The following is a 24540-nucleotide window of genomic DNA, read 5'->3' on the forward strand; positions in this document are numbered from 1 at the left end:
CGCTAGCTGGGGTGGGCGAATCCTTAGGATCCGAAATAGCTCAACCAGCTACGGAATGCGAACACCGTTGCTGTTGCACGTCTCGACTGCAGGTTATGACCCAACTCACCGGTTCCGATTGGCCCTATTGCGACAGCAGTGCACCTGCTGCGATTGCCGCGGAGAAGGACGCCTGTGGTGTTGGTTTTCTTGCACAACTTCAGGGTGAGCGCAGTCATTGGGTGCTTCAGCAGGCCCTGCGTGGGTTGGGTTGCATGGAGCACAGAGGTGGCTGTGGAGGCGATGGTGATTCCGGAGACGGGGCAGGCGTCCTATGCGAAATCCCTTGGGATTACGTGAGAGCCATTTGGCCAGAAGCCGTGAACGCCAACGGTCTCGGCATGATGTTTCTGCCAAAAGATCCCAGCCGCCGTGCCGAAGTGCAGCGATTCTGCGATCAAGAGGCGCAGGCCCTTGGCCTGATCTCCGTGGGATGGCGTGAGGTTCCGGTCGACTCAGCCGTGCTCGGTCCGCTGGCGCGTGAGACGGCACCCGTCATCGAACAGTGGTTGGTTCAAAGCGCTGTGGATGCAGATGCCCTGGAATCGTTGCTGTTGCGTCTGCGCCGTCGTGTTGGTGCCAGGGTCCGGCAGGAATTTGGCGCCGAGGGCGCTCGCGACTTCTATGTCGCGTCCCTGAGTGGCAGGACTGTTGTCTACAAGGGGATGGTCCGCTCCGAGGTTCTCGCCCAGTACTACGCCGATCTGCGTGACCCTCGCTTTGCTGTGAGTTTTGCGGTGTATCACCGCCGTTTCAGCACCAATACACTTCCCCGCTGGCCGTTGGCACAGCCGATGCGCCTCTTAGGTCACAACGGAGAGATCAATACCCTGCTGGGCAATCTCAACTGGGCTAAGGCCTCAGAAGCTGGCCTCGAAGATGTGTGGGCTGAAGCAGCCGCCGACTTGATACCCGTTGTGAATCCTGACTTCAGCGACTCGGCCAATCTCGATGCCACGCTTGAGCTGATGGTGCGCAGTGGACGGTCCATCACCGACAGCTTGATCACGTTGGTGCCGGAAGCCTTCCGAAATCAGCCCGACCTTGACAGCCGTCCTGATGTCACGGCGATGTACGAATTCAATGCCGGGATTCAAGAGCCATGGGATGGCCCGGCGTTGTTGGTGTTTGCCGATGGCAAGCGCGTGGGAGCGACCTTGGATCGCAATGGGCTCAGGCCTGCTCGGTGGTGCACAACGGCGGATGGCTTCGTCATCATGGGATCTGAGACCGGAGTGGTGGATCTCAGCGGAAAGACAGTGGTTGAAAAAGGGCGTTTAGGTCCAGGCCAAATGGTGGCCGTTGATCTTGAGCGCGGAGAGCTGTTGACCAATTGGGCGGTGAAGGAAGACGCCGCAAAACGCTTCCCTTATGGCGATTGGTTGAAGCAGCATCGCCGCTCGGTTTCGGCTCAGCCTTGGACTCAGGACTGCCAAATCAATGAGCTTGATTTGCTGCGTTTGCAGACGGCGATGGGCTTCACCGCAGAAGATCTTGATCTCGTAATTGAGGACATGGCAGGTCTTGGCAAGGAGCCCACCTACTGCATGGGAGACGACATCCCCTTGGCGGTGCTCTCCGACAAGCCCCACCTTATGTACGACTATTTCAAGCAGCGCTTTGCGCAAGTGACCAATCCACCGATTGATCCCTTGCGCGAAAAATTGGTGATGAGCTTGGAGATGCACTTGGGGCAGAGGCGCCCTGCAGTGAAGCCCCAGGCAGAGGCCGCGGCCTTGATTCACCTCGACACGCCCGTGCTCAATGAGGCGGAGCTGGCCGCTCTGTCAAACCAAGGACTCGCGGTGCGGTCCCTCTCCACCCAGGTTGTAGTAGATGCGTGTGCCGGGGGACTTCAGTCAGCCGTGGATGCTCTCTGCTTGAAAGCAGAAGAGGCGGTCCGTAAGGGCGCTCAGGTGTTGGTTCTGTCCGACCGCGTGAATGCTGATGAACAGCCTGCGGAGCTAATGGCCACCACGGTGGCGATGCCTGCTCTGTTGGCGGTGGGCGCGGTGCACCACCATCTCTTGCGCCAGAAATTGAGACTCCATTGTTCGCTTGTTTCGGAGACCGCTCAGTGTTGGAGCACGCATCACATGGCCTGCTTAATCGGTTACGGAGCTAGTGCTGTTTGTCCATGGCTCACCTGGGAGACCACGCGCCATTGGCTCGCCCATCCCAAGACGCAGAAGCGGATCGAACAAGGCAAGCTGCAAGCCTTGGACCCAGGCAAGGCCCAGGACAATGTGCGCCTGTCTTTGGAGAATGGTCTCCGAAAGATTCTCTCCAAAATCGGGATTTCGCTCCTGGCGAGCTATCACGGGGCTCAAATTTTTGAGGCCATCGGTCTTGGGGCCGACGTGATTCAAAAGGCTTTTGCCGGGACGACGAGCCGAGTGGCTGGAATGACGCTTCAAGAGCTTGCCAATGAGACGCTTTCGCTGCATGCCAAGGCTTTCCCTGAGCTCAATCGCAGCAAGCTTGAGTTCATGGGTTTTGTGCAATACCGCACCGGTGGTGAGTACCACCTCAATAGTCCTGAGATGTCGAAGGCTCTGCACAGTGCCGTCAAAGCTGGTCCTGGATACGACCATTTCTCCACTTACAAAACCCTGTTGGAAAACAGGCCTGTGACCGCCCTTCGCGATTTGCTCGAGTTCAAGCTGGCTGCAACGCCTTTGCCGCTCGACCAGGTCGAGAGTGCAGAAAGCCTGTGCACCCGTTTTTGTACGGGTGGCATGAGCCTGGGAGCTCTTTCAAGAGAAGCCCATGAGGTTTTAGCCGTGGCGATGAACCGTATTGGGGGAAAGAGCAATAGCGGTGAGGGTGGTGAGGACCCGATTCGTTTTCAGGTTCTTGATGATGTGGATGGAGACGGTCGGTCATCGTCTTTCCCCAGCATCGGTGGGCTGAGAAATGGTGACACCGCCTGCTCAGCAATTAAGCAGATTGCCTCTGGCCGGTTCGGGGTGACAGCGGAATATTTGCGCAGCGGGAAGCAGCTTGAGATCAAGGTGGCGCAGGGGGCTAAGCCTGGTGAAGGTGGCCAACTGCCTGGACCAAAGGTGGATGAGTACATCGCTGGGCTGCGCAATAGCAAGCCTGGTGTGGCATTGATTTCGCCTCCGCCCCACCACGACATCTATTCCATTGAGGATCTCGCCCAGCTCATCCATGATCTCCACCAGGTGCATCCCAAAGCTCCTGTCAGTGTCAAGTTGGTGGCTGAGATTGGGATCGGTACGATTGCCGCCGGTGTGGCGAAGGCCAATGCCGATGTGATCCAGATCTCGGGTCACGATGGCGGCACGGGGGCATCCCCGCTGAGCTCGATCAAGCACGCAGGCAGTCCCTGGGAGCTAGGTCTTACAGAAGTGCATCGGTCTTTGTTGGAGAACGGATTGCGTGATCGCGTCTTGCTCCGTGCCGATGGCGGTCTCAAGACCGGCTGGGATGTGGTCGTCGCTGCTCTGCTCGGAGCAGAAGAGTATGGATTTGGGTCTGTGGCGATGATTGCCGAGGGCTGCATCATGGCCCGCGTTTGTCACACCAATAACTGCCCCGTGGGGGTGGCCACTCAGAAAGAAGCGCTACGCAAACGCTTCACCGGTGTGCCCGAGCACGTCGTGAACTTCTTTTGGTACGTGGCGGAAGAGGTTCGTCAGTTGATGAGTGTCTTGGGAGTTGCTCGTCTTGAGGATCTGATTGGACGCAGCGATCTGCTTCAGCCCCGTTCCGTTGAGCTTGAGAAGACCAAATGCGTGGATCTCTCCAGCTTGTTGGCTCCCGTGGGAGACGCCAACGACCGCTCCTGGCTCAAGCACAGCCCTGAAGCCCATGGGAATGGTCCGATTCTTGAAGATGATCTCCTCGCTGATGCCGGCTTCATGGCTGCTGTCGAGAACCATGGTTCTCTCAGCCGCGAAATCGAGATCGTTAATACCGATCGCAGTGTTGGTGCACGACTCGCCGGAGAAATGGCGCAACGTCATGGGAATCGTGGCTTTAAAGGCCAGTTGAATCTGAACTTCCGGGGCGCTGCCGGTCAGAGCTTTGCGGCATTCCTTGTCCAAGGCATGACGATGCGCCTGGAGGGCGAAGCTAACGACTACGTGGGCAAAGGCATGAACAGTGGTCGGATCACGCTTGTTCCGGATGATGGTGTCGCCAACCCTGGCGATCAGGTGATTCTTGGTAACACCTGTTTGTACGGAGCCACGGGTGGTGAGCTTTTTGCCCATGGTCGCGCTGGAGAACGCTTTGGCGTTCGCAACAGCGGAGCGCGTGCCGTGGTGGAAGGAGCCGGGGACCACTGTTGCGAGTACATGACCGGAGGCGTGATTGTGGTTTTAGGCAGCACAGGTCGCAATGTCGGTGCCGGTATGACCGGTGGTGTGGCGTTCCTGTTGGATGAAGCGGGCGGTGTCCAGGCCCGCGTGAATCCTGAAATTGTTGAGGTGGTCAGCATCACGACTCCCCAGCAGGAGTCCTTGCTGCAATCACTCCTTGAGGCTCATCTCAACACCACCGTCAGTGAAAAGGCCAAGGCTTTGCTTGCGGATTGGACCAACGCCAAGTCGTCGTTCAAGTTGTTGGTGCCCCCCAGTGAGCGGGCAGCGATGGGGCTTGAAGCGCGTGAGGTGGTTGCCGCCTAATTCCTCTGCTTCGCTATGCCCTGGTTTATCAAGCAGGAAACGTTCACCGCAGCGATGACCTCGTTATCGGCGGCGGAGCGTCGCTTTCATTGCCATGACCATCGCCGTTGGGTTCAAGCTCAACGGCTCGCAGGGTGTGCCATGGCCAGCGGTTTCCTTGTGGATGATCAACACAAGCCAGGTGGGGGTGGTTTATTGGTCTTCGAGGCCGAAAGCTATGAGGCCGCAAAAGCGTTCATCGCTGCCGATCCGATGATTGCTCGAAACTTGGTGGACTGGACACTGCACGAATGGAAGCCTGTTGAGGGAGCACTTCAGGCTTGATCTCCAGGCGCAGCAGTTTTTAAGGGGGGATTAGCGCGGGTGCGTGGCCATCAATCGCTGGACCTCACCGGCGTGGTAGCTACTGCGGGTGAGCGGAGTGCTGACCACCTGTAAAAAACCCAGCTCTTGTTCTCCCTTGAGGCGGTAGCTCTCGAACTGCTCTGGAGTCACAAACCGGTCCACGCTCAGGTGTTTGGGGCCAGGTGACAAGTATTGGCCGATGGTGACGATGTCGACCCGGTGCTCGCGTAGGTCGCGAAGCACCTCGATCACTTCCGCGTCGCTCTCGCCAAGGCCCACCATCAATCCCGACTTGCTGTAAGACCGTGGCCAGCCATCGCGAACCCGTTTGAGAAGTTCCAAGGAGCGCTCATAGACCCCCTGCGGACGCGCTTGGCGATACAGCCGGGGCACCGTCTCAATGTTGTGATTGAGCACATGGGGTGATGCCTCCATCACCGTGGCTAGCGCATCCCAATTGCCACAGAAATCGGGAATCAGCAGCTCAATTGTGGTGAGCGGCGAGTGTTGCTTCACCTGCTTGATGCAAGCCACGAACTGCGACGCCCCTCCGTCTTCCAGGTCGTCGCGGTTCACGGACGTGATCACCACATGTTTGAGCCCAAGCCGGGAGACCGCCTCCCCGAGCCGTTGCGGTTCGGTTGGGTCGAGTTCTCGGACGCTCTTGTCGAAGTCGATGTCACAGTAGGGACAGGCGCGGGTGCAGCCGGGCCCCATGATCAGGAACGTCGCGGTCCCTCCGGCAAAGCATTCGCCGATATTTGGGCAGCTTGCCTCCTGGCAAACGGTGTTCAGTTTCAGGTCCAGCAGCAGGTCGGCTACCTCGCCAATGCGCTCGCGCTGGGGGGCTTTGACGCGCAACCAGTCAGGTTTCTGAATGGACGTCATCTTTTAAAGTCGCCTCATCGGGATGTAGCGCAGCTTGGTAGCGCACTTCGTTCGGGACGAAGGGGCCGCAGGTTCGAATCCTGTCATCCCGACTCTATGAGTTGTGCTCAACTGAGTTCTGCGCCTGGGTAGCCGCGCGGAGTCACCATTCGGCCCCCTTCCATTCTGCTACTGCTGTTGCCGATGACCAAAACGGTCAGCATGTCAACGGTGTCTACGGGCAAGTTGTCGAGCCGAGAGAACGACAGGTGTTCCTCTTGTCGACCTAATTGCCTTGCGATCACAACAGGTGTGGCGTCGGGGCGTTGCGTTAGCAGGATGTCCTTGGCACGTTGCAGCTGCCAATCGCGTCCTTTGGAGCGGGGGTTGTAGAGCGCAACGACGAAATTACCGTTGGCAGCTGCTTTCAGCCGTCGTTCAATCACCTCCCATGGGGTGAGCCGATCGCTCAGGCTCACAGTGCAGAAGTCATGCATCAGCGGTGCTCCAGCTTTTGCCGCTGCAAGCTGCAGTGCGGAGATTCCTGGATGCACGGCAAAGAGAGGTCGTGCGTCTTCTGGTAGCTCCATCCAGAGCTCAAGAGCGAGCCCTGCCATTCCATAAATCCCGCTGTCGCCAGACGACACCAACGCCACGCGCACACCCTGGCAAGCAAGACTCAGCGCTTGCCGGCAGCGGTCTCTCTCCATGGTGAGTTGCCCATCCAGCCGGATCTGATCCGAACGGCGCAGCGGTTCAAGTAAGTCGAGGTAGAGCCCGTATCCCACCCAGGCAGGACAGCGCTCCAGGGCACTGCGGGCTTCAGGAGTGAGAAGGGCTAAATCACCTGGTCCACTACCGATCAGATGGAGTTCGCCCCGTTGCGGTGCATGGGCCTCCATGCTCTCGGCAATCGCCACGGTGACAGCGCCACGTTCAGCCTCGTTGGCGTGGGTGATCCGTTTGCTCAGTTTGAGTCGTCCGTTGTCTCCAGCACTCAGCAATGCCGCCGCTTCTGCAACGGATCCGGTTCCCATTTCTGCAGCAACCACCTTGGATGGGGTTGGCACCGGCACCTCACTCAAGGCTGATGCGGTGTGCAATCGGAAGGGCCAATGGTGAAGCTGTGCGAGCGCTTGGAGCGCCCGTTCATCGCCCTTGCGATCGATGCTGGTGATGCCTGCGACGGCGCTTTCGGCCAGGCCCGCCTCCTCGAGGGCGCTGCTTACGGCGCGCTCGACAAGGTTCAAACTCGTCTCTCGTTCGCAGCCAATCCCAAGCCAAAGCAGTGGTGGGTGCCACGTGCAAGCCCCTGCATGGGCGATGGATGTGCTGATCTCCAGCGTTGGTGTGGCACGCGTTGGTAGGGCACTGCCTGTTTCTGCATCGGGGCCGAGAAGTTGGCTGGCTTGCGCTGCCGAACTGCTCTGCCACAGCGTGCTCCCCATTGTTTGGATCAGACGGGTTGTCTCGCCACGCGCCTGGGCCTTCATCAGTTGGCTCCAGTTGGCGCCTGTTCCGCCACGTTTCCATCCCCAACCATGTCCGAATGCATCGCTTGCAAAACGGCCTGAAACCGCACTGTCTCCGGTTAGAACCGCTTCCCCTCCGAGCGCGGCAGCGACCTCCCTACTCCATTGTTCGGCGCCAGCTTGGTGGCCGCCAAGCAAAGGAACCACCCTTTGCCCCTTGGCATCGAGCACCAGGACGGCAGGGTCGCTGTCTTTGTCGGTCAGGAGTGGAGCAATCAAACGGGTGACGGCACCTGTGGCTCCGATCACGATCAACACCCCGCCCTCTTGCCAGTGCTGCTGGAGCAACACCGCAGCTGAGTTCACCAGACACGTTCCATCGAGGTCAGGAATGGCAGCGGCAGCGCCAGGGGTGAGCGCTAGTTGATCCGTGAGGCTGCATTGCTGAAGTCTTTGCAGCAACGGCCAGGCCCTTGAGGACAGCCCTAGGGCCAATCGCCGGGCAGCGGTCGGGGGAGACGAGTCGTTCAGGACAGGAGTTTCGAAGGTCAACGCTGGGTGCCATCGGCGTTCAATAGCTCCCGGGCTGATCCTCCCAGGGTGCTGGTTGGAGCAATTCGTTCCGGTTCCGGGTTGGCGAGCTTGCTTGGTTTCTTTGTTGTGTCAGCTCCTTTCTCTGGCATGGCTGTGACGGCCATCTCTTCGTTTGGCAATGACGCTGCTTTCTCTGTGCCTGTGTTCAGAGCCTCGGGCTTGGCGAGTTCTCCTTCAACAGCCTCGCTATCTACAGCGATTGCATCTTTGCCTTGTTCACCTTCCCCTAAGGCCTTTTCTGCTACTGGCCCGATCTCCTCCGTTTTGTTATCTCCATCCTTCTCTTCCAAGCCTTTTTCTCCTGAGTCGTTCTCGTCCAAGTCCCTTCCTTCTACGGCCTGTTGGCTCAATGCCTGTGGCTTCAATCCCTGTGGCTTTGCCGCTCCGTTCTCGCCCCCTTGCGCTTGAGGGATGTTTTCTTCGCTGACAAGTTCTTGCCTTGCGCTTGGGTCTTCAGGCTTGGTTTCACTCAGCAAACGCGCTAGCTCGCTGTCATTCAGGCTTGATTGCAACCAAATTGGTTTGGGGTTCTGCCGCTTAGGGACCACTCTCAATTGGTTGTTGAACATCGGCTCGAGCGATTCACCGATCCCATTCAGCAACTCCATCTGAACAGTGTTGATCCCTTTGCGGTTGTCGATTCCCTGGAGCCAAAGGGCATCCTGCTGGTCCACGACAAAACTGTCCTCGTTAACCGTGATGCGTAGGCGCCAGCGAGCGTCTCCAGCTCGGAGGTTTTGCAGCGGCGCATTCCATACCAACCAATCGAGCAGCAAAGGGCTGTCCCCCCCGAGCTCAGCCGGACTCACTATCGCCAGCCAAGGGGCATCGCGTTTTGGCTGCGTGCCCATCAGCGGGCGCAGCTGATCTACAGCCCAATGCAAGCTGGCGCCAGGAGTTTTGACGGCTTCTCCCCAGGGATAAGCGGCATAGGCCGTGAACCTGTGGCTCCCTGGACTAAGGGACGGGAGTTCAAGCGTTATGCGGTTTCCATTCCGTTCACTGATGCGAATGGGTGCTTGTTCATCAATTTGAATCGCGACGTGGGCTCCGAGACCGAGTTCTCGGTCGTTCGCGAGGGGCCAATCCTCGATTTTTAATTCCAGGTTGAGGGGACCGCCCTTGAGCTGGCTCCCATCCAAGGGACTGATGAGTGAAAGCTGGGGATGATGCTTCGCTAAGGCTTGATGGAGCTGCTGAACCGCACCAGGTGGTTCCACTTCTCGAAGACGGCCTGATGGGTTTTGGGTCGGAAGATTCTTGCCTTGATTAGGAGCGGATTTGGAGTTGGGCTGATTGGCCCAAGGCAACGACGGAATGGCCAGCACGGGTTGTCCCGTTCCAAAGAGGAGGATCAGGGCGAAGAGTGCTGCGAACCATCGGATGCTTGCTTGTCGCCGGCCCGATTTATCCATGGAGCGGAGAGGATGTGCCGACATTCTGAATGGCCCCACTTCTCAGGCCCAGGGCGCTGACTGAGTATTAATTAGCGAAAGAAAATAAGCAGGTTGTTGATAGTTTTGTGTCTTGATTGGGTGGTTCTCGCTGACACTACCTGCAAACCAGACCCCAGTTGCAGACTGGATCACCGCCGGATTGAACCTTTGTAACTCGATGAGGGTTAAGGCCCTCTCGCGACTCTATGCTCAAATCAGCGGTCCCCTCTTTGGGGCCCAAAGCACCAGTGATAGACAGGGTTTTCCTGGCTTGAACTGGCGCCCGGCTACAGCTTTCGGGCTATGGCCGGGGCCCCGGCGAACTGTCCGGTTCTCCGGAGGGGTGGCCCTCCACCTCGATCCCGTCCCTCGAGGAACGACTCGATGACCATCAGCCCACCAGAGCGTGGGAGCACCGCGAAGAGCCAAGTCGAAAAGGTTGACAATCCAGCAACCTTTGAATTGTTCGGCAAGCCCGGACATTTCGACCGAGCTCTCGCGAAAGGCCCCAAGACCACAACATGGGTCTGGAACCTCCACGCAAACGCTCACGATTTCGATAGCCACACGAGTGACCTTGAAGAGGTTTCTCGGAAGATCTTTAGTGCTCACTTCGGCCATTTGGCCGTGATCTTCATCTGGCTAAGCGGCGCTTTCTTCCACGGAGCGCGCTTTTCCAACTTCTCCGGCTGGCTCGCCGATCCCACCCACGTGAAGCCAAGTGCTCAGGTGGTGTGGCCCGTGTTTGGCCAGGAGATTCTCAACGGTGATATGGGTGCCGGTTTCCAAGGCATTCAGATCACATCTGGCCTCTTTCACGTCTGGCGTGCATGGGGCATCACCAACGAGACCCAGCTGATGTCGCTAGCCATCGGCGCTCTGGTGATGGCCGGTCTCATGCTGAATGCCGGTGTTTTCCACTATCACAAGGCAGCTCCCAAGCTCGAGTGGTTCCAGAACGTTGAGTCGATGCTCAACCACCACTTGGCAGGTTTGCTTGGTCTCGGTTCCCTTTCCTGGACCGGGCACCTTCTGCATGTGTCTCTGCCGACCACCAAGTTGATGGATGCCATCGACGCCGGCCAGCCGCTGGTGCTCAATGGCAAAACCATTGCTTCTGTCGCAGACATTCCACTGCCACACGAATTCTTTAATCAGGATTTGATCGCGCAGCTCTATCCAGGATTCGGTGCCGGTATTGGCGCCTTCTTCTCTGGTGATTGGGCTGCATACAGCGACTTCCTGACCTTTAAAGGTGGAATTAATCCAGTGACTGGAAGCATGTGGATGAGCGATATCGCTCATCACCACCTAGCCATCGCGGTGTTGTTCATCGTGGCTGGTCACATGTACCGCACGAACTGGGGCATCGGGCACTCCATCAAGGAGATCCTCGAAGGTCAGAAGGGTGATCCCCTTCTATTCCCTGCAACCAATGGGCACGACGGACTCTTTGAGTTCATGACGACCTCTTGGCATGCTCAGTTGGGAGTCAATCTGGCCATGCTCGGTTCGCTGAGTATCATCGTGGCCCAGCACATGTATGCGATGCCCCCGTATCCATACATGGCGATTGACTATCCGACGCAGATCGGACTGTTCACCCACCACATGTGGATCGGTGGCTTCCTAATCGTTGGCGCTGCTGCTCACGCAGCCATCGCCATGATCCGCGATTACGACCCTGCCAAGCATGTGGACAACGTGCTCGATCGCGTGCTCAAAGCTCGCGATGCCCTGATCAGCCACCTGAACTGGGTGTGCATCTGGTTGGGCTTCCATAGCTTTGGCCTCTACATCCACAACGACACCATGCGTGCTCTGGGCCGTCCCCAGGACATGTTTAGTGATTCAGCGATTCAGCTGAAGCCTGTGTTCGCTCAATGGATTCAGGGTTTGCATGCCGGAGCTGCCGGTAGCACCGCTCCCAACGCACTTGCTGGCGTGAGTGAGGTGTTCAACGGCTCCACGATTGCCGTTGGTGGCAAGGTTGCTGCAGCAGCGATTCCTCTTGGGACCGCTGACTTCATGGTGCACCACATCCACGCATTCACGATTCACGTGACTGTGTTGATCCTTCTCAAAGGTGTGCTCTATGCCCGTAGCTCCCGCCTCGTTCCAGATAAAGCAAACCTTGGCTTCCGCTTCCCTTGCGATGGACCTGGCCGAGGTGGCACCTGTCAGGTGTCTGCTTGGGACCATGTGTTCCTAGGCCTGTTCTGGATGTACAACTCCCTCTCCATCGTGATTTTCCACTTCAGCTGGAAGATGCAAAGCGATGTTTGGGGAACCGTGAATGCTGATGGCAGTGTCCAACACATCACGAATGGCAATTTCGCCAACAGTGCAATCACTATTAATGGCTGGCTGCGTGACTTCCTGTGGGCCCAGGCCGCGCAGGTGATCAACAGCTACGGCTCGAACACCAGTGCCTATGGCCTGATGTTCCTTGGTGCTCACTTCGTCTGGGCCTTCAGCTTGATGTTCTTGTTCAGTGGCCGCGGCTACTGGCAGGAATTGATTGAGTCCATCGTTTGGGCTCACAACAAACTGAAGGTGGCGCCTGCCATCCAGCCCCGTGCACTGTCAATCACCCAGGGCCGTGCCGTGGGTGTCGCTCATTACCTCTTGGGCGGCATCGCAACCACATGGGCCTTCTTCCACGCCCACATCCTTGTGGTCGGCTGACCTCACCTGACCTTTCCCTCTAATGGCAACGAAATTTCCTTCGTTTAGCCAGGGTCTGGCACAGGACCCGACAACCCGCCGCATCTGGTACGGGATCGCCACGGCTCACGACTTCGAGAGCCATGACGGAATGACGGAGGAGAAGCTTTACCAAAAGCTCTTCTCCACCCATTTCGGGCATCTCGCCATCATCGGCCTCTGGGTTTCGGGAAACCTGTTCCATATCGCCTGGCAGGGCAACTTCGAGCAGTGGGTCGCCGACCCTCTGCACGTGCGCCCAATCGCTCACGCAATTTGGGATCCCCACTTCGGTCAAGGCGCGATTGATGCCTTTACCCAAGCGGGTGCTTCCTCCCCTGTGAATATTGCCTACTCAGGCCTCTATCACTGGTTTTACACGATCGGCATGACCACGAATGCCGAGCTGTATCAAGGATCCATCTTCATGATGATCCTGTCAGCTTGGGCTCTGTTCGCTGGTTGGCTGCACCTGCAGCCCAAGTTCCGTCCGTCTCTTGCTTGGTTTAAAAACGCGGAATCCCGCCTGAACCACCATCTGGCTGTTCTGTTTGGATTCAGTTCCATCGCATGGACCGGTCACCTGGTTCACGTGGCCATTCCTGAGTCCCGTGGTCAGCACGTTGGTTGGGACAACTTCCTCAACGTGATGCCTCACCCAGCTGGCTTGGGTCCGTTTTTCACCGGCAATTGGGGTGTTTATGCCCAGAACCCTGACACCACTGGTCAGGTTTTTGGTACCGCTGAAGGATCAGGCACTGCGATCCTCACCTTCCTCGGTGGCTTCCACCCTCAGACCGAAGCTCTCTGGCTAACAGACATCGCCCATCACCATTTGGCCATCGGCGTGATCTTCGTGATCGCCGGCCACATGTATCGGACGAATTTCGGAATCGGTCATTCCATCCGCGAGATCCTTGAAGCCCACAACCCACCAACCGGAACTCCCGGAAACCTGGGTGCTGGTCACAAAGGTCTTTACGACACCATCAACAACAGCCTGCACTTCCAGCTTGGTCTTGCTCTTGCCTCTCTTGGCGTGATCACCAGCTTGGTTGCACAGCACATGTATGCGATGCCGTCGTATGCCTTCATCGCGAAGGACTACACAACCCAGGCAGCGCTATATACCCATCACCAGTACATCGCCATCTTCTTGATGTGTGGTGCCTTCGCTCACGGTGCGATCTTCTTCATTCGTGATTACGACCCCGAAGCCAATAAGGACAATGTCCTGGCTCGGATGCTCGAGCACAAAGAAGCGATCATCAGTCACCTGAGTTGGGTCTCCCTTTTCCTGGGCTTCCATACCCTCGGCCTCTACGTCCATAACGACGTGGTTGTGGCGTTTGGCACCCCTGAGAAGCAGATCTTGGTTGAGCCTGTCTTTGCACAGTTCGTCCAGGCTGCTTCCGGTAAAGCGATTTACGGCTTCGATGTTCTTCTCGCTAACGCGGGTGGAGCTGCTGCCAATGCCAACGCGGCCTACATGGGCGGTTGGATGGATGCCATCAACGGTGTTCGTGGCAGCAACGACTTGTTCCTGCCGATTGGCCCCGGTGACTTCCTTGTTCACCACGCCATCGCTCTAGGTCTCCACACCACCACCCTGATCCTTGTGAAGGGTGCTCTGGATGCACGTGGATCCAAGTTGATGCCTGACAAGAAGGACTTCGGTTACTCCTTCCCCTGCGACGGTCCTGGCCGTGGCGGTACCTGTGACATCTCTGCCTGGGATGCGTTCTATCTCGCCGTCTTCTGGGCTCTGAACACAGTGGGTTGGGTCACCTTCTACTGGCACTGGAAGCACCTTGCGATTTGGCAGGGCAACGTGGCTCAGTTCAACGAGTCCAGCACCTACCTCATGGGCTGGTTCCGCGACTACCTATGGCTGAACAGTTCTCAGCTGATCAATGGCTACAACCCATTTGGCAGCAACAACCTGGCTGTTTGGTCTTGGATGTTCTTGTTCGGTCACCTGGTTTGGGCGACAGGATTCATGTTCCTGATCTCCTGGCGTGGTTATTGGCAGGAGCTGATTGAGACCATCGTTTGGGCTCATCAGCGCACTCCTCTCGCCAACCTTGTTGGCTGGCGTGACAAGCCTGTGGCTCTCTCCATCGTCCAGGCCCGTGTTGTGGGTCTTGCTCACTTCACGATCGGGTACATCCTGACGTACGCCGCCTTCTTGATCGCTTCCACGTCTGGCAAGTTTGGCTGATTCAGTCCCAACCTCTGCCTGACTAACGAGCCGTTTCTCAGAGATTCACCCGTCCGGTTTACCGGGCGGGTTTTTTATGGGACGGGTGAGGGTATCGTCCGTCCAGCTACAAACAGATCAGAAGCTATTGATTGTTTGTTTGGCTTTAATTGCCGCCGCTAAAGGCAATGTCCAGCGTGCGTAGATAGGTGTGCAGGCCGGCATCTTGAATCGGCAGCACGTAGGCATCGGCTCCAGACTCGTTGTGGTGAGAATGCCAATAGCCAGGTGGTGTCACGAAAGCGGCTCCAGGCACCCAATCTTCCCGATGCCCATGGATGATCATCCCGTTGTCATCCAGCTTCGTGCCGATCATGGTGTAGCAGCCGGGTTGGCAATCCACAGCGAAATCAAGGGCGATGGATTGGTGGCGATGGGGGCGCTGAATCTGGCCGGCAGGCAAGATTCCGAGCATGGCCCAAAGCGTATGGGTGATCGTTCGCGTTTGTGGGAAATGGCTATTGCCCAGCAATACGCTGACGCGGTTGGCGCGAGCACCGGTAGGGCTGTTCGCAATCGATTCAAGATGCCGTTTGCTGTCCCGATGGCTGTAAAAGCTTGGCTCAAAGCGAGCTTGGATTGGCTCTACTCCGAGGTAACGCAGGAGCGGAGCATCATGCACCCAATACAAACCTGCTTTTTCGTGACTGGTGTGGATTGCGTCCCCTCCTGCAGGCAGCACCAAAAGGTCACCTTTTGACCATTGGAATGTTTGCCCACAGGCTTGGGTCTCCCCTTCTCCACGCGTGACGAAAAACAGCTGACTTGTCGCAACAGCACTGGTGCGTTGATCACCACAGTCGAGACGCACAAAATTGGCGCAAAGAGCAGGACCGGTGGCAGGGCCAGTGCAGCCGAGCTCTTCACTCAGGTCTAAAGGAAGAACCTCACAGCCGGATTGATCGAAAAAACCCGGCGAAAACGACCGATAGGGAACCGATGAGATCAGTCCGATCTGTTGGGGGTTTGCGGCGGAGCGGTAATCAAAAAAACGGGCTTGCTCAGATGAGGCCTGATGCAATGTGGGAATTACCAAGGAGCCGGCCTCAACGAAACGCATACCTTATCGATCAATGGGACAGGGATTGTATGAGTGGCCTCATTCTCAGAAGTCAGCCTTGAGCCGGCTGCCTGACAGCACAGCATGAATTTTTAGCTCTGCTCAGGCGAAAGGTGAAACAAGCTCGGCACGTTCTCTATCCCAAAGGATGAGAGAGAAGCAATCACCAATTTGAGATAAATAAAGCCTATGAACATCCTCTGCTAGGTGAATATTTGCTTCATGGCATTCTTTTAATCGATAGTTTGGAATTCGTTCTGAAAGGTGATGGATGTGGTGGTAGGCAATATCGGCAGTAAACCAATTCAAAACAGCAGGCATTTGTAGGAAGGAAGATCCAGAGAGAGCACCGCGGAAATAGCTCCAATTGTCTTCATTGCTTGTGTAGGAGTCTGGGAAATTATGTTGAATAAAAAAGACCGCAATCATTACTGCAGCACTGCAACTCATGACCAAGGCATAAAGAATCCAAAAATGTGCGTAGCCAATCGAGCTGCCAATCCACCACCACAAAAGGCCAACAACGGCTGTGTTGGCGACCATGTCGACACATTCACCGCTGGTGTAGAAGAAGCTCGATTTGTAGTTTGAGCAAATTTGTTTTGGAGATTCCCAGGCCCCAGTGCGTACCATCTTGATGGTGCTTTTGATGGAATGACCGATGAATTCAAAGAAGCTCAAAAGCAAGGCAAGTCTTGGCTTGATGATGAGATAAAAGAAACCACCTGGGAATAACAGCAATGGATGGCGCAAGATGCGATAAAGCCACTGCGAACGCGGAGATCTCGCTTCATATTGTTCGCGCGTGATGAGAGCAGATGGTCCGCGATAGCGGTCCCAATTTCCATTGTGTTTGTGATGAAAGGCGTGCCCCCTTGACCAGGGATGTTGCGGCATGCCGTGAATCAAGCTCAATCCGAAGGCCGCAATTCGATTCGACCGCTTGGAACGGAACAGACTTTGATGTCCGCAGTCATGCATCAGGGAGAAGCTGCGACTGAGCAGCAGAACCATCAACACCAGGAGCAAGGGTGTCATCACAATGGCTGTGATGTTGAACGATGTTGTGACCGCAGCCATCGCGATCGCTACAGCGATGATGGGAATCACGGTGTTGAAGATCTGCCAGCTCGCGATGCGGTCATCACTGGCCATAAACGGAGCGAGTTGGAAGTCGATCCGTTTGGGGTAATTGCTAGGCGCCATGTCTTGGCTAATTGTCTTTGCGGTCGTTGTCATGCAGCTTCCACGTGGGTTGCCGCGATCGGCTTGATCAGAGAACCTATCTCTTTTTTGCTCCAACCGGTTTGTTAATTGCCTTGCGTGTGCTGAATTTGTGCTCTCTGCCTCCAGCCTTTGAGGCTCAAATAAACGGCTGGAACAACGAACAGAGAGAGCAGTGTGGAGATCAGCAAGCCGCTGAAGACCACCGTGCCGATACTGATCCGACTCGCTGATCCCGTTCCGCTGGCGAGCAGCAAGGGCAGAAACCCTGCCAAGGAGGTAATGGCTGTCAAAACAATGGGCCGCATGCGCTCTTCTGCGGCGTCGGTGATGGCCTCTCGAAGAGGTAGGCCTGCGCGGAGCCTCTGATTGGCAAATTCCACAATCAGAATTCCGTTCTTTGCTGCCAAACTGACGAGAACGAGAAGGCCCATCTGGCCGTAAACATCAAGCGGCAGCCCACGCAGTTTGATTCCGATCAGAGCACCGAGGAGTGCAAGAGGCACTGACAGCAAAATCACTAGGGGGTCGAGAAAACTCTCGAACAAACCAGCGAGCAAGAGGTAAACCACCACCACGCTCAAACCAAAGAAGGCCCAAGTGACGCCTTCGGCCACCCTTTCTTCTTCTGCCAGGCCTGTAAAAGCAAGACCAATGTTGCCCCCTCCAATTTGTTCGCCTGTGGCTTCAAGGATGTTGATGGCTTGTCCGCTACTCGTTCCTTTCGCCGGCACGGCGCTGACCCGGATGGATCGGTTGAGGGCGTAATGACCAATCGAGCCGGTCCCCTCAACTTTTTCAAGTCGGGCCACGCTTTCAGCGCTGACAAGCTCCCCATCACGGTTTCGGAGCATGAGGGATTCAATGTCCTCTGGGCGATTGCGGTCGCTGCCCTCCATCTGAATCCAAATGCTGCGAATCTCTCCGTCGGCATAGGTGTCATCGAGATAGCGTCCGCCGATGGACATGCCAATCGAATTCAGGGTTTCTCTGTACGGGAGATTCAGTGCTGCCATTTGATCGCGGTCTAAAACAAGGCGCCATCTCGGGGCACTGGCGTCAAAACGCGTGCTGACCCGTTCAAATTTCCCCGTTTCCTTGGCTCGTGCAATAAAGGCCGTGGCGACCTGTTCGAATTGGAGCAGGCTCAGTTGGCCAGCGCTGCGGTCTAGCAGCTCAATATTCAAAGCTGAATCACCGCTAAACCCACGCACGGTTGGCGGTGTAATCAGCACAACCTTGGCATCGCTGATCGAGCGGTTCAGGGCTTTTTGCAGTCGACGCTTGATGGCTTGATCGCTTTGCTCTGCTCCGCCTCTCTCCTGTAATGGCTTCAATCTCAGGTAAAAAGAACCCTTGTCTTCCCCGCTTTGCCCAAACGAACTGCCTGCGTAGAAGTTCCCTGACCGGATCAGGGGCTCCTGCTCAATGACAGCGCGAATGGCCTCCATGCTTGCCACGCTTCGTTCCAAGCTGGCGCCTTCCGACAAGGTGAAATACCCCCGAATTTGGCCCTGGTCTTCGTTGGGGATAAAGGCTGTCGGCGTGTTGCTGAGGGCGACTCCCGTGAGCATCAAGCTGATGATGAGGACGAGGCCCACCCAATTGGGGCGAATCAACAGCTTGCGCAGGGTTCTCGAGTAGTGCGCTTCAGTGCCCTGCATGGCCTTGCGGAGACGATCGCTGAGTCGTCTGATCACGCCTGGCAAGCGCCCATTCCCTGGGGTGAGGACCCTTGCTGATGCCATCGGTGTGAACGTGAGGGCATTCAGAGTGGAAAAAACAATGGCAGCCGTAATCGTCAAGGCAATGGGTTCGTAGAGGCGACCAATCGACCCTGGAATCAGCAGAACAGGAACGAACACCGCCACAAGAACCAAGGATGTGGCCACAATTGCCCCGGCCAATTCCTGCATCGCTGTTTCAGCTGCCTTTAGGGGTGGGTCCCCTTTCTCAATGCGATCGGCAATTTCCTCGCTCACAACAATGGCATCGTCCACAACAATGCCTGTTGCAAGAATCAGCCCGAACAGAATCAAACTGTTGATATCTGAACCGCTGAGGCGGATCACCAACAAGCTGCCTACCAAGGAAATGGGTACGGCGATTCCTGGCACCATGGCTAATCGCCATCGCCCCAGGAAAAGCACCAAAACAACTAAAACGAGCAGGACTGCATCGCGGAGAGTCGCAATGGTGCGGTCGAGATTGGCCTGGATGGTGTCGGCCGAATCGACGATGGTTTGCATCGTGATGCCGGGCGGAAATCCAGATTCGAGTTTTGCGAGATTGCTGCGGATGCTTCGGCTGAGAGCAAGGGCGTTCACTCCATCTCTTTGATAAATCCCTACAGCAACGGAGCGTTCTCCCTGAAGATTGATCGCAGCTCTTCCATAACTGCGTTGTCCAAGGCTGACGCGGCCGACATCTTTGAGTCGAATCAGTCCCCCATTGCCCAATCGTTTGATCACCAGGTTTTCCAGTTCGTCCTGGCTGCGCAAGCGACCGTCGGCTTCGATAGGAAGGCTGAGCAGTTGTCCTATTGGAGCCGGTGCGCTGCCGAGAGCGCCGATCGCTGCCAGAACGTTTTGCTCAATGAGCGCTGTGCTCACATCCGTAATCGTGAGATTGGCTTGCTCCAGCTTTTGAGGATCCATCCACAGGCGATAGGCCAATTCGCTGCTTCCGAACACACGAATGTCGCCCACTCCTCCAACGGATCTGAGCGATTCTCTGAGCGACTGTTCCAGCCAGCCTGGGAGAAAGGTGGGGACGTAGAGATCTTGAGGATGGCTAAAGCCCAGGATCATCAGTAAGTCGCTAGAGGAGCGATTCACGCTGAGCCCCTGGCGAGTAACGGCTTGCGGCAATCGGCGCAGCGCCAAATTCACTTCGTTTTGGACCTTGATCGCGTTGAGTTGAGGGTTGCCTTTCTTAAAGCGAAGACTGATCCTTGATTGCCCTTCACTGCTGGTGGACTGAATGCTGTCGAGATCACTGAGACCGTTGAGCTGTTGCTCCAGCACGGTTGTGACGCTCTGTTCCACTACATCAGGAGATGCAGCGGGGAAGCGTGCTGTCACGTTGACCTGGGTTGGGGCCAATTGGGGTAAGTCTTCCAGGCCCAAGCCAGACAGCGACACAAGTCCTGCCAGCAGGACGAGCAGGCTGCAGACAACGGTGAGGACAGGCCGCCGCAGAAACGGCTGGGAGATGGACCGCAAGGCGGCAACTGCTGCAAAACCAGATTGATCCTGGCAGTTGAAAGCCCCGGTTGAGCGAGTTTTCGCTCAACCGGGGCTTTGGTGGTCTGTGGACGCCTGGGTTGGCGAGGCTTAGCCCACGCTCCAGACTCCACCCGCGATATCAACCAGTGGTGCGACCAAGGCCGTTCCTGTGAGGAACCATGCAAAGGCAGCTCCACCACATCCGCCAAGCCAGAATCCGCTAGCAAATTCAGCCCAGCCTGCTTTGGTGAACAGATCAGCAGGAGGATTGTCGATCGTGGCGTCAGCGGGCTGGACGTTGGGTCCATTTCCTGCGCTGCCGTAGATCGACATACAGATGGTCAAGATTGAAACCAATCCAATCGTGGCCAAGAGCCCCGCTGTGGTCGCGTAGTCCGTTGAGCGCATCGGCCCACACACCGTGAAGGGTCCATAGAGGAAGAATCCATGGGCCATGCCAATTTCAAGACCACGGCGGTTGGGAGATAAAGCCGGGCGATAGGCGGGCAAGGCATTGAGGAAGGCCTTGCTGAAGTAGCTGCTATTTACAGGTGTGGACAGGTTGCCGACGGTGGGATCGGCGACGGGGGTCACTGTCATGGAAGGAAAGGCGAGTTGGTTGCGATGTGCAGAGGTGATCTGGGGGGTCTCCGCCGATCAGTCAGTGGCTTCGATCACATTGAAAAGCAGAGCCATAGCCACGGCTGGTCCCATGATTCCCACAAGGGGGACAAACACCGAGGGCATCCAGGCAGCGACGAATTCTCCGGTCATGGCGACGCCAAAAGGTCCTTATTTACTGTATAGAAAGCCCTTGATGCGGTCCGTCCTCAATCGGGACGGCGACATAAAAGTTCAATCCTTCGTCTTCGCGATTTCTTTCCGATGAATCAGCTCATTGCCGGTGGCGCTGCGTTTGTTTTGGTTCTTGTTTTGTGGGGATTCGGGCGGCGTCCCTCCAAAACAATCCTGAGCAGTACAGATGCGGGCATGGTTGCGGCCATCAACCGAGCGCAACTTGGGCTTGTGGATGGAGGCTCGGACGACGGGTCGCCTGCGTCTGAGCCGATTGGCGATGACGCAAGCGCAGAGCCGCTCTGGCAGAGACCTTGCTCAGAAGCTCAAGCGATGGCCTTAAGAAAGCAATTGCTGCATGCTTTTAACCACGGTCATCCTGATGAGCGCTTGCGGGCCATTCAAATCGCCTGTGAATGGGGGCATCGCTCCACCGTGCCCCTGCTCAGGAGGGGGCTGCGAGATGTGGACGCTCGCATCGTGCAGCTATCAGCTGCCGCAATCGAACCTCATCGTGGCGGCCCTGCCCCTGCCCCTGCTCAATCTGTACGGCCCCCGCGCAACGTGGCGCGGATGCGATAAATCGGTCTCCCTTGGCTTTCGTGATAGGTGCGAATGAGCAGCTCTGCCAACAGTCCAAAGCAGAACAATTGAATGCCTGCCAACCCCAAAACCACCGCCAGCGTCAGCAGGGGACGGTTGCCAATATCTGCTCCTTGAAGCTTGATCAGCAGGAGGTAGCTGCTGGAAATCACGCTCAACGCAATCGCAATCAATCCGGCGAATCCAAAGACATACATCGGACGCGTGAGGAATCGCTTCATAAACCACACGGTGAGGAGGTCCATGAGCACCCGGAAGGTGCGATCAATGCCATATTTACTGCTGCCGTACTGCCTTGCCCGATGATTCACTTTCACCTCGGTGATCCGTGCGCCTTCGATGAAAGCCAATGCGGGCAGGAAGCGATGAAGCTCTCCATACAGGCGCATGTCCGAGAGAACGGCCCGGTCGTAGGCCTTCAGTGAGCAGCCGTAGTCATGGAGCTTCACGCCTGTGACCCTGCCGATCAGTCGGTTGGCGATGCGCGAGGGCAACTTGCGCTGGAGTTCGGCATCCTGGCGTTGGTGACGCCAGCCGCTCACGAGGTCATAGCCCTCCCGCAGCTTCGCCAGGAGCAAGGGGATGTCGGCTGGATCATTCTGTAAGTCGCCGTCCAAGCTGACGATGACCCGGCCACGGGCCACGTCAAAACCAGCGGCCATCGCAGCGGTTTGACCGTAGTTTTTGCGCAGGAGCACGCCAACGAGCTCTGGGACCTCCTGACTCACCTGCGCGAGCACGGCTGCGGTCTGATCAGACGACCCATCATTCACGAGAACCAGCTCGAAGCGCTCGCCTGCGGGCCGCAGGGATGCGAGAAGTTGCTCGACAAGTTCGGGCAGGCTCTCCTCTTCGTTGTAGAGCGGCACCACTACGGATACGTCGAGACTGCTCTCCCCGTTTGCGGATGCGTTTGAGGGTGCTGCTGGGCTCAGAGACATCCAGATGTGGAGCGATCCGAGCAACTTAATCCGGCATCGAGGGATCTCTTCAAGGAAGCGTGGAGCCGTCATGGCAGCGCGTCACCCTGCCGGCTCCGCGAAGTTCGGATCGGTAGTGGCAGGCCACTGGGTGTTGGTCAGAGGGGTGGATGCTGTCGATGCCAATCCCGTTGCGCCCGTGCTCCTGCCCCGAACTATGCATGTAGCGACCTTGTCCGAGGTGGATGGCCACATGGGTGCAACGCTGTGCCGTGCCAAAAAACAACAAATCTCCAGGGCGCAGCAGTTGAGCATTCCCGGGGCGGACTGCCACGGGGCTGCAGAACCGTTCCTGTTGGTAAGCATCCCGAGGTAACCAGATGCTTTGGCTGGCAAAGGCGGTTTGTACAAGGCCTGAACAGTCGAGATCAGGACCGACGGTCCCCCCCCATAGATAGTGATTTGGGATCTGAGCAGCGTCCTTCAGCCAACGAAGCACAAATGGAAGACGCTTTTGGATGCTCTCTGCATCGAGGAGGCGAGGACGCCAGTTGCTGCGCGCTACGGCCTGACCCTTGAGGTCATCGATGGCCATCCAACAGGGGTATCCATCCTCAAGCAAAGCTGTTTTGACGCGATGGGCGCTCGCAAGCGGATCGGCCAGAACTCGAAACCCTCTGCCAGCGCACGCTTGCGTCGCTAAGCCGCTGCCATGACTGCGCGCATACCCTTGAACATCCACATTCAATGTCCAACAGCTTCCTTTGCTCAGCTGTGCGGGAGTGAGGGCTGTGCCTAGGGTCGGCATTGACTGATGCCTGTGCTATGGCGTTCTACCGTGCCGAGCCGGCGATGCAGGATTACCTCGTCGGCTTGATCGATCGATTCGCTGAGCAGGGCCGCCCTGGATTGCACGAGCAGATTGCCGTGAATTGGGTGCGTTACGACCAAGCCAATCTGACGACGGGGAGCGGATTTGGTGCTGCCTGGGCTGATCAGAAACCGCTCTATCCAGCGAGCGTTGTGAAATTGGTTTATGCCGTTGGGGTTGAGGCTTGGCTGCAAAAGGGTCTCCTTCTGGAAACGGCGGAGTTACGGCGTGCCGTCAACGACATGATCGCTCTGTCCAGCAACGATGCCACTGGATTGGTGATGGACTATCTAACGGGCACCTCCAGTGGGCCAGACCTGCAGGGCGAAGCATGGGTGAGCTGGCAGCGTCAGCGTCAATTGGTGAATGAGTGGTTGTTGGATTTTGGCTGGGCTGAGTTTGAACGGGTGAACTGCTGCCAGAAAACCTGGGGGGATGGGCCCTATGGGAGGGAACAGAGGTTTTATGGCGAGAACAACAGCAACCGCAATGCCTTAACAACTGCCGCCGTCTCTCGGTTGTTAGAGGCGGTGATGACCGACGGCCTGCTCTCCCCTCCGGCTTGTCAGCGGCTGCGTTCAGCGCTCGCACGCTCTTTAGATCAGGGCGACAGGAGCGCTGATCCTGAAAATCAGGTGGATGGTTTTCTTGGCGAAGGCCTACCAGAGAACAGCAGGCTATGGAGCAAAGCCGGATGGATGAGTCAGGCCAGGCATGACGCCGCTTGGTGGACTGATCCTGAGGGCATAGCCCAGATGCTGGTGGTGTTCAGCGTGGGTCCTGAACGTGCCAATGACAACCAGTTTTTGCCGGGGATTGCGAGGGAGTTGGCTGCTTTTCGCTAGGTTTTTTAAGTCATTATTTGCCTAGATCCGTAGCTCTTGCCTTAGTAAGAAAGAGTGCTGTTGTTGCAGCTTTTAGTTGATATGTGCATCTTTTGAGGTGCTATGGCTTTGCATTAATTTTGTTTTGATCTCTTGCTTGCCAAGCGCTCATTTGGGTCGATGAAGGTTTTTATTCGACTGGTGATCTAAAAATTAAGTCTTTGATGAATCGCAGAGATGTTTGCGGCATGGCAGTGAATCAGGTTGATGCGTGCTAATGGTTATTGCGTAGTCTTGAGGAAAGATTGTCTTTTAGTCCTATTTGCTTGGGCCTTGGTATGGAGGTTTTGGCTGAACGTTGCCGAATCCTGAAAATCTTTAGAGGCCCTTTAAGGAATTTGAATGACACTTGTTTTTGATCAGAGTGAGGAATCAATCATGAAGGTGTGAAGTATTTCGTGAGCAATCTCTATGGGTTCCATGTTTGCATTCACAGTCAAGTGAAGTAACAACAGAGAATTGTTTGAAACGGAGAGGGAGGGATTCGAACCCTCGACAGAAGTTGCCTCCTGTAACTCCTTAGCAGGGAGCCGCTTTCAACCACTCAGCCACCTCTCCAGCAGCAACATCATCTTACCAAGA

17 protein-coding genes and 2 tRNA genes are annotated in these 24540 nt (G+C 56.5%); 8 read left to right on the forward strand and 11 right to left on the reverse strand.

Annotated elements, in window-relative coordinates:
- Positions 1 to 95 precede the first annotated feature (95 nt).
- Together gltB and SynROS8604_RS02585 are read left to right on the forward strand one after the other, a co-directional pair.
- Positions 96 to 4694, forward strand: a complete 4599-nt coding sequence (gene gltB / locus SynROS8604_RS02580) for a glutamate synthase large subunit (RefSeq protein ID WP_186545034.1) — start codon at positions 96 to 98, stop codon at positions 4692 to 4694.
- Positions 4695 to 4709: 15 nt separating this feature from the next.
- Positions 4710 to 5018 carry a YciI family protein gene (locus SynROS8604_RS02585; RefSeq protein ID WP_186545035.1) on the forward strand — a complete coding sequence of 103 codons (309 nt, stop codon included), beginning with the start codon at positions 4710 to 4712 and terminating at the stop codon, positions 5016 to 5018.
- 30 nt (positions 5019 to 5048) lie between these two features.
- On the opposite strand, the gene lipA is transcribed toward SynROS8604_RS02585, so the two are convergent.
- Entirely contained in the window at positions 5049 to 5918 is an 870-nt protein-coding gene (gene lipA, locus SynROS8604_RS02590) for a lipoyl synthase (protein WP_186545768.1), read from the reverse strand.
- Positions 5919 to 5945: 27 nt separating this feature from the next.
- Between lipA and SynROS8604_RS02595 the strand changes: the two genes are divergently transcribed.
- Positions 5946 to 6019: transfer RNA gene (locus tag SynROS8604_RS02595), tRNA-Pro, on the forward strand.
- Positions 6020 to 6034: 15 nt separating this feature from the next.
- On the opposite strand, the gene cobJ is transcribed toward SynROS8604_RS02595, so the two are convergent.
- Together cobJ and SynROS8604_RS02605 are read right to left on the reverse strand one after the other, a co-directional pair.
- Positions 6035 to 7930: a precorrin-3B C(17)-methyltransferase gene (cobJ, locus tag SynROS8604_RS02600; protein ID WP_186545036.1), complete on the reverse strand. Its 1896-nt coding sequence runs from the start codon at positions 7928 to 7930 to the stop codon at positions 6035 to 6037.
- Positions 7927 to 9387, reverse strand: a complete 1461-nt coding sequence (locus SynROS8604_RS02605) for a hypothetical protein (RefSeq protein ID WP_186545037.1) — start codon at positions 9385 to 9387, stop codon at positions 7927 to 7929. Before SynROS8604_RS02605 ends, cobJ begins: the two co-directional genes overlap by 4 nt.
- Positions 9388 to 9792: 405 nt before the next feature.
- Between SynROS8604_RS02605 and psaA the strand changes: the two genes are divergently transcribed.
- Entirely contained in the window at positions 9793 to 12096 is a 2304-nt protein-coding gene (psaA, locus tag SynROS8604_RS02610) for a photosystem I core protein PsaA (RefSeq protein WP_006854785.1), read from the forward strand.
- A gap of 22 nt (positions 12097 to 12118) precedes the next feature.
- Positions 12119 to 14335, forward strand: coding sequence for a photosystem I core protein PsaB (gene psaB / locus SynROS8604_RS02615; RefSeq protein WP_006854786.1), 2217 nt, complete (start codon positions 12119 to 12121; stop codon positions 14333 to 14335).
- Between the two features lie 145 nt (positions 14336 to 14480).
- Here psaB and SynROS8604_RS02620 read toward each other — a convergent pair whose 3' ends face one another.
- Positions 14481 to 15434 carry a cupin gene (locus SynROS8604_RS02620; RefSeq protein ID WP_186545038.1) on the reverse strand — a complete coding sequence of 318 codons (954 nt, stop codon included), beginning with the start codon at positions 15432 to 15434 and terminating at the stop codon, positions 14481 to 14483.
- 102 nt (positions 15435 to 15536) lie between these two features.
- Positions 15537 to 16514 (reverse strand): fatty acid desaturase, encoded by a 978-nt coding sequence (locus SynROS8604_RS02625; RefSeq protein ID WP_370586579.1) that lies wholly within the window; start codon positions 16512 to 16514, stop codon positions 15537 to 15539.
- Here SynROS8604_RS02625 and SynROS8604_RS15645 point away from each other — a divergent pair.
- Positions 16477 to 16626 carry a hypothetical protein gene (locus SynROS8604_RS15645; protein ID WP_244279013.1) on the forward strand — a complete coding sequence of 50 codons (150 nt, stop codon included), beginning with the start codon at positions 16477 to 16479 and terminating at the stop codon, positions 16624 to 16626. The two genes, SynROS8604_RS02625 and SynROS8604_RS15645, sit on opposite strands and share 38 nt — an antisense overlap.
- A 118-nt stretch (positions 16627 to 16744) precedes the next feature.
- On the opposite strand, the gene SynROS8604_RS02630 is transcribed toward SynROS8604_RS15645, so the two are convergent.
- The 3 genes from SynROS8604_RS02630 to SynROS8604_RS02640 form a co-directional block, all read right to left on the reverse strand.
- Positions 16745 to 19882: an efflux RND transporter permease subunit gene (locus tag SynROS8604_RS02630; RefSeq protein WP_186545040.1), complete on the reverse strand. Its 3138-nt coding sequence runs from the start codon at positions 19880 to 19882 to the stop codon at positions 16745 to 16747.
- A gap of 111 nt (positions 19883 to 19993) precedes the next feature.
- Entirely contained in the window at positions 19994 to 20485 is a 492-nt protein-coding gene (locus SynROS8604_RS02635; protein WP_186545041.1) for a photosystem I reaction center subunit XI, read from the reverse strand.
- Between the two features lie 57 nt (positions 20486 to 20542).
- Positions 20543 to 20659 carry a photosystem I reaction center subunit VIII gene (locus tag SynROS8604_RS02640; protein ID WP_006854791.1) on the reverse strand — a complete coding sequence of 39 codons (117 nt, stop codon included), beginning with the start codon at positions 20657 to 20659 and terminating at the stop codon, positions 20543 to 20545.
- A gap of 111 nt (positions 20660 to 20770) precedes the next feature.
- Between SynROS8604_RS02640 and SynROS8604_RS02645 the strand changes: the two genes are divergently transcribed.
- Positions 20771 to 21262 carry a hypothetical protein gene (locus SynROS8604_RS02645; RefSeq protein ID WP_186545042.1) on the forward strand — a complete coding sequence of 164 codons (492 nt, stop codon included), beginning with the start codon at positions 20771 to 20773 and terminating at the stop codon, positions 21260 to 21262.
- On the opposite strand, the gene SynROS8604_RS02650 is transcribed toward SynROS8604_RS02645, so the two are convergent.
- Both SynROS8604_RS02650 and SynROS8604_RS02655 read right to left on the reverse strand, forming a co-directional pair.
- Positions 21220 to 22224 carry a glycosyltransferase family 2 protein gene (locus SynROS8604_RS02650; protein ID WP_186545769.1) on the reverse strand — a complete coding sequence of 335 codons (1005 nt, stop codon included), beginning with the start codon at positions 22222 to 22224 and terminating at the stop codon, positions 21220 to 21222. The genes SynROS8604_RS02645 and SynROS8604_RS02650 overlap by 43 nt on opposite strands.
- A gap of 49 nt (positions 22225 to 22273) precedes the next feature.
- Complete coding sequence (locus SynROS8604_RS02655; protein ID WP_186545043.1) at positions 22274 to 23011, reverse strand: C40 family peptidase; 738 nt, start codon at positions 23009 to 23011, stop codon at positions 22274 to 22276.
- Between the two features lie 17 nt (positions 23012 to 23028).
- Between SynROS8604_RS02655 and SynROS8604_RS02660 the strand changes: the two genes are divergently transcribed.
- Positions 23029 to 23919: a serine hydrolase gene (locus tag SynROS8604_RS02660; protein WP_186545044.1), complete on the forward strand. Its 891-nt coding sequence runs from the start codon at positions 23029 to 23031 to the stop codon at positions 23917 to 23919.
- Positions 23920 to 24427: 508 nt separating this feature from the next.
- Here the strand turns inward: SynROS8604_RS02660 and SynROS8604_RS02665 are convergent.
- Positions 24428 to 24516 (reverse strand) — tRNA-Ser (locus SynROS8604_RS02665).
- Positions 24517 to 24540 lie beyond the last annotated feature (24 nt).

It is taken from the genome of Synechococcus sp. ROS8604, assembly GCF_014279655.1.
In the GTDB taxonomy this organism is placed as follows: Bacteria; Cyanobacteriota; Cyanobacteriia; order PCC-6307; family Cyanobiaceae; genus Synechococcus_C.

Excerpts from the sequence above, each read along its gene's own strand:
- SynROS8604_RS02660 (WP_186545044.1), top strand. The coding sequence starts at position 23,029 with ATGGCGTTCTACCGTGCCGAGCCGGCGATGCAGGATTACCTCGTCGGC.
- SynROS8604_RS02635 (WP_186545041.1), bottom strand. The coding sequence starts at position 20,485 with ATGACAGTGACCCCCGTCGCCGATCCCACCGTCGGCAACCTGTCCACA.
- SynROS8604_RS02585 (WP_186545035.1), top strand. The coding sequence starts at position 4,710 with ATGCCCTGGTTTATCAAGCAGGAAACGTTCACCGCAGCGATGACCTCG.
- SynROS8604_RS02650 (WP_186545769.1), bottom strand. The coding sequence starts at position 22,224 with ATGTCTCTGAGCCCAGCAGCACCCTCAAACGCATCCGCAAACGGGGAG.
- SynROS8604_RS02640 (WP_006854791.1), bottom strand. The coding sequence starts at position 20,659 with ATGACCGGAGAATTCGTCGCTGCCTGGATGCCCTCGGTGTTTGTCCCC.
- psaA (WP_006854785.1), top strand. The coding sequence starts at position 9,793 with ATGACCATCAGCCCACCAGAGCGTGGGAGCACCGCGAAGAGCCAAGTC.
- SynROS8604_RS15645 (WP_244279013.1), top strand. The coding sequence starts at position 16,477 with ATGGCTGTGATGTTGAACGATGTTGTGACCGCAGCCATCGCGATCGCT.
- SynROS8604_RS02645 (WP_186545042.1), top strand. The coding sequence starts at position 20,771 with ATGAATCAGCTCATTGCCGGTGGCGCTGCGTTTGTTTTGGTTCTTGTT.
- SynROS8604_RS02605 (WP_186545037.1), bottom strand. The coding sequence starts at position 9,387 with ATGGATAAATCGGGCCGGCGACAAGCAAGCATCCGATGGTTCGCAGCA.
- gltB (WP_186545034.1), top strand. The coding sequence starts at position 96 with ATGACCCAACTCACCGGTTCCGATTGGCCCTATTGCGACAGCAGTGCA.
- psaB (WP_006854786.1), top strand. The coding sequence starts at position 12,119 with ATGGCAACGAAATTTCCTTCGTTTAGCCAGGGTCTGGCACAGGACCCG.
- SynROS8604_RS02620 (WP_186545038.1), bottom strand. The coding sequence starts at position 15,434 with ATGCGTTTCGTTGAGGCCGGCTCCTTGGTAATTCCCACATTGCATCAG.
- SynROS8604_RS02655 (WP_186545043.1), bottom strand. The coding sequence starts at position 23,011 with ATGCCGACCCTAGGCACAGCCCTCACTCCCGCACAGCTGAGCAAAGGA.
- SynROS8604_RS02625 (WP_370586579.1), bottom strand. The coding sequence starts at position 16,514 with ATGGCTGCGGTCACAACATCGTTCAACATCACAGCCATTGTGATGACA.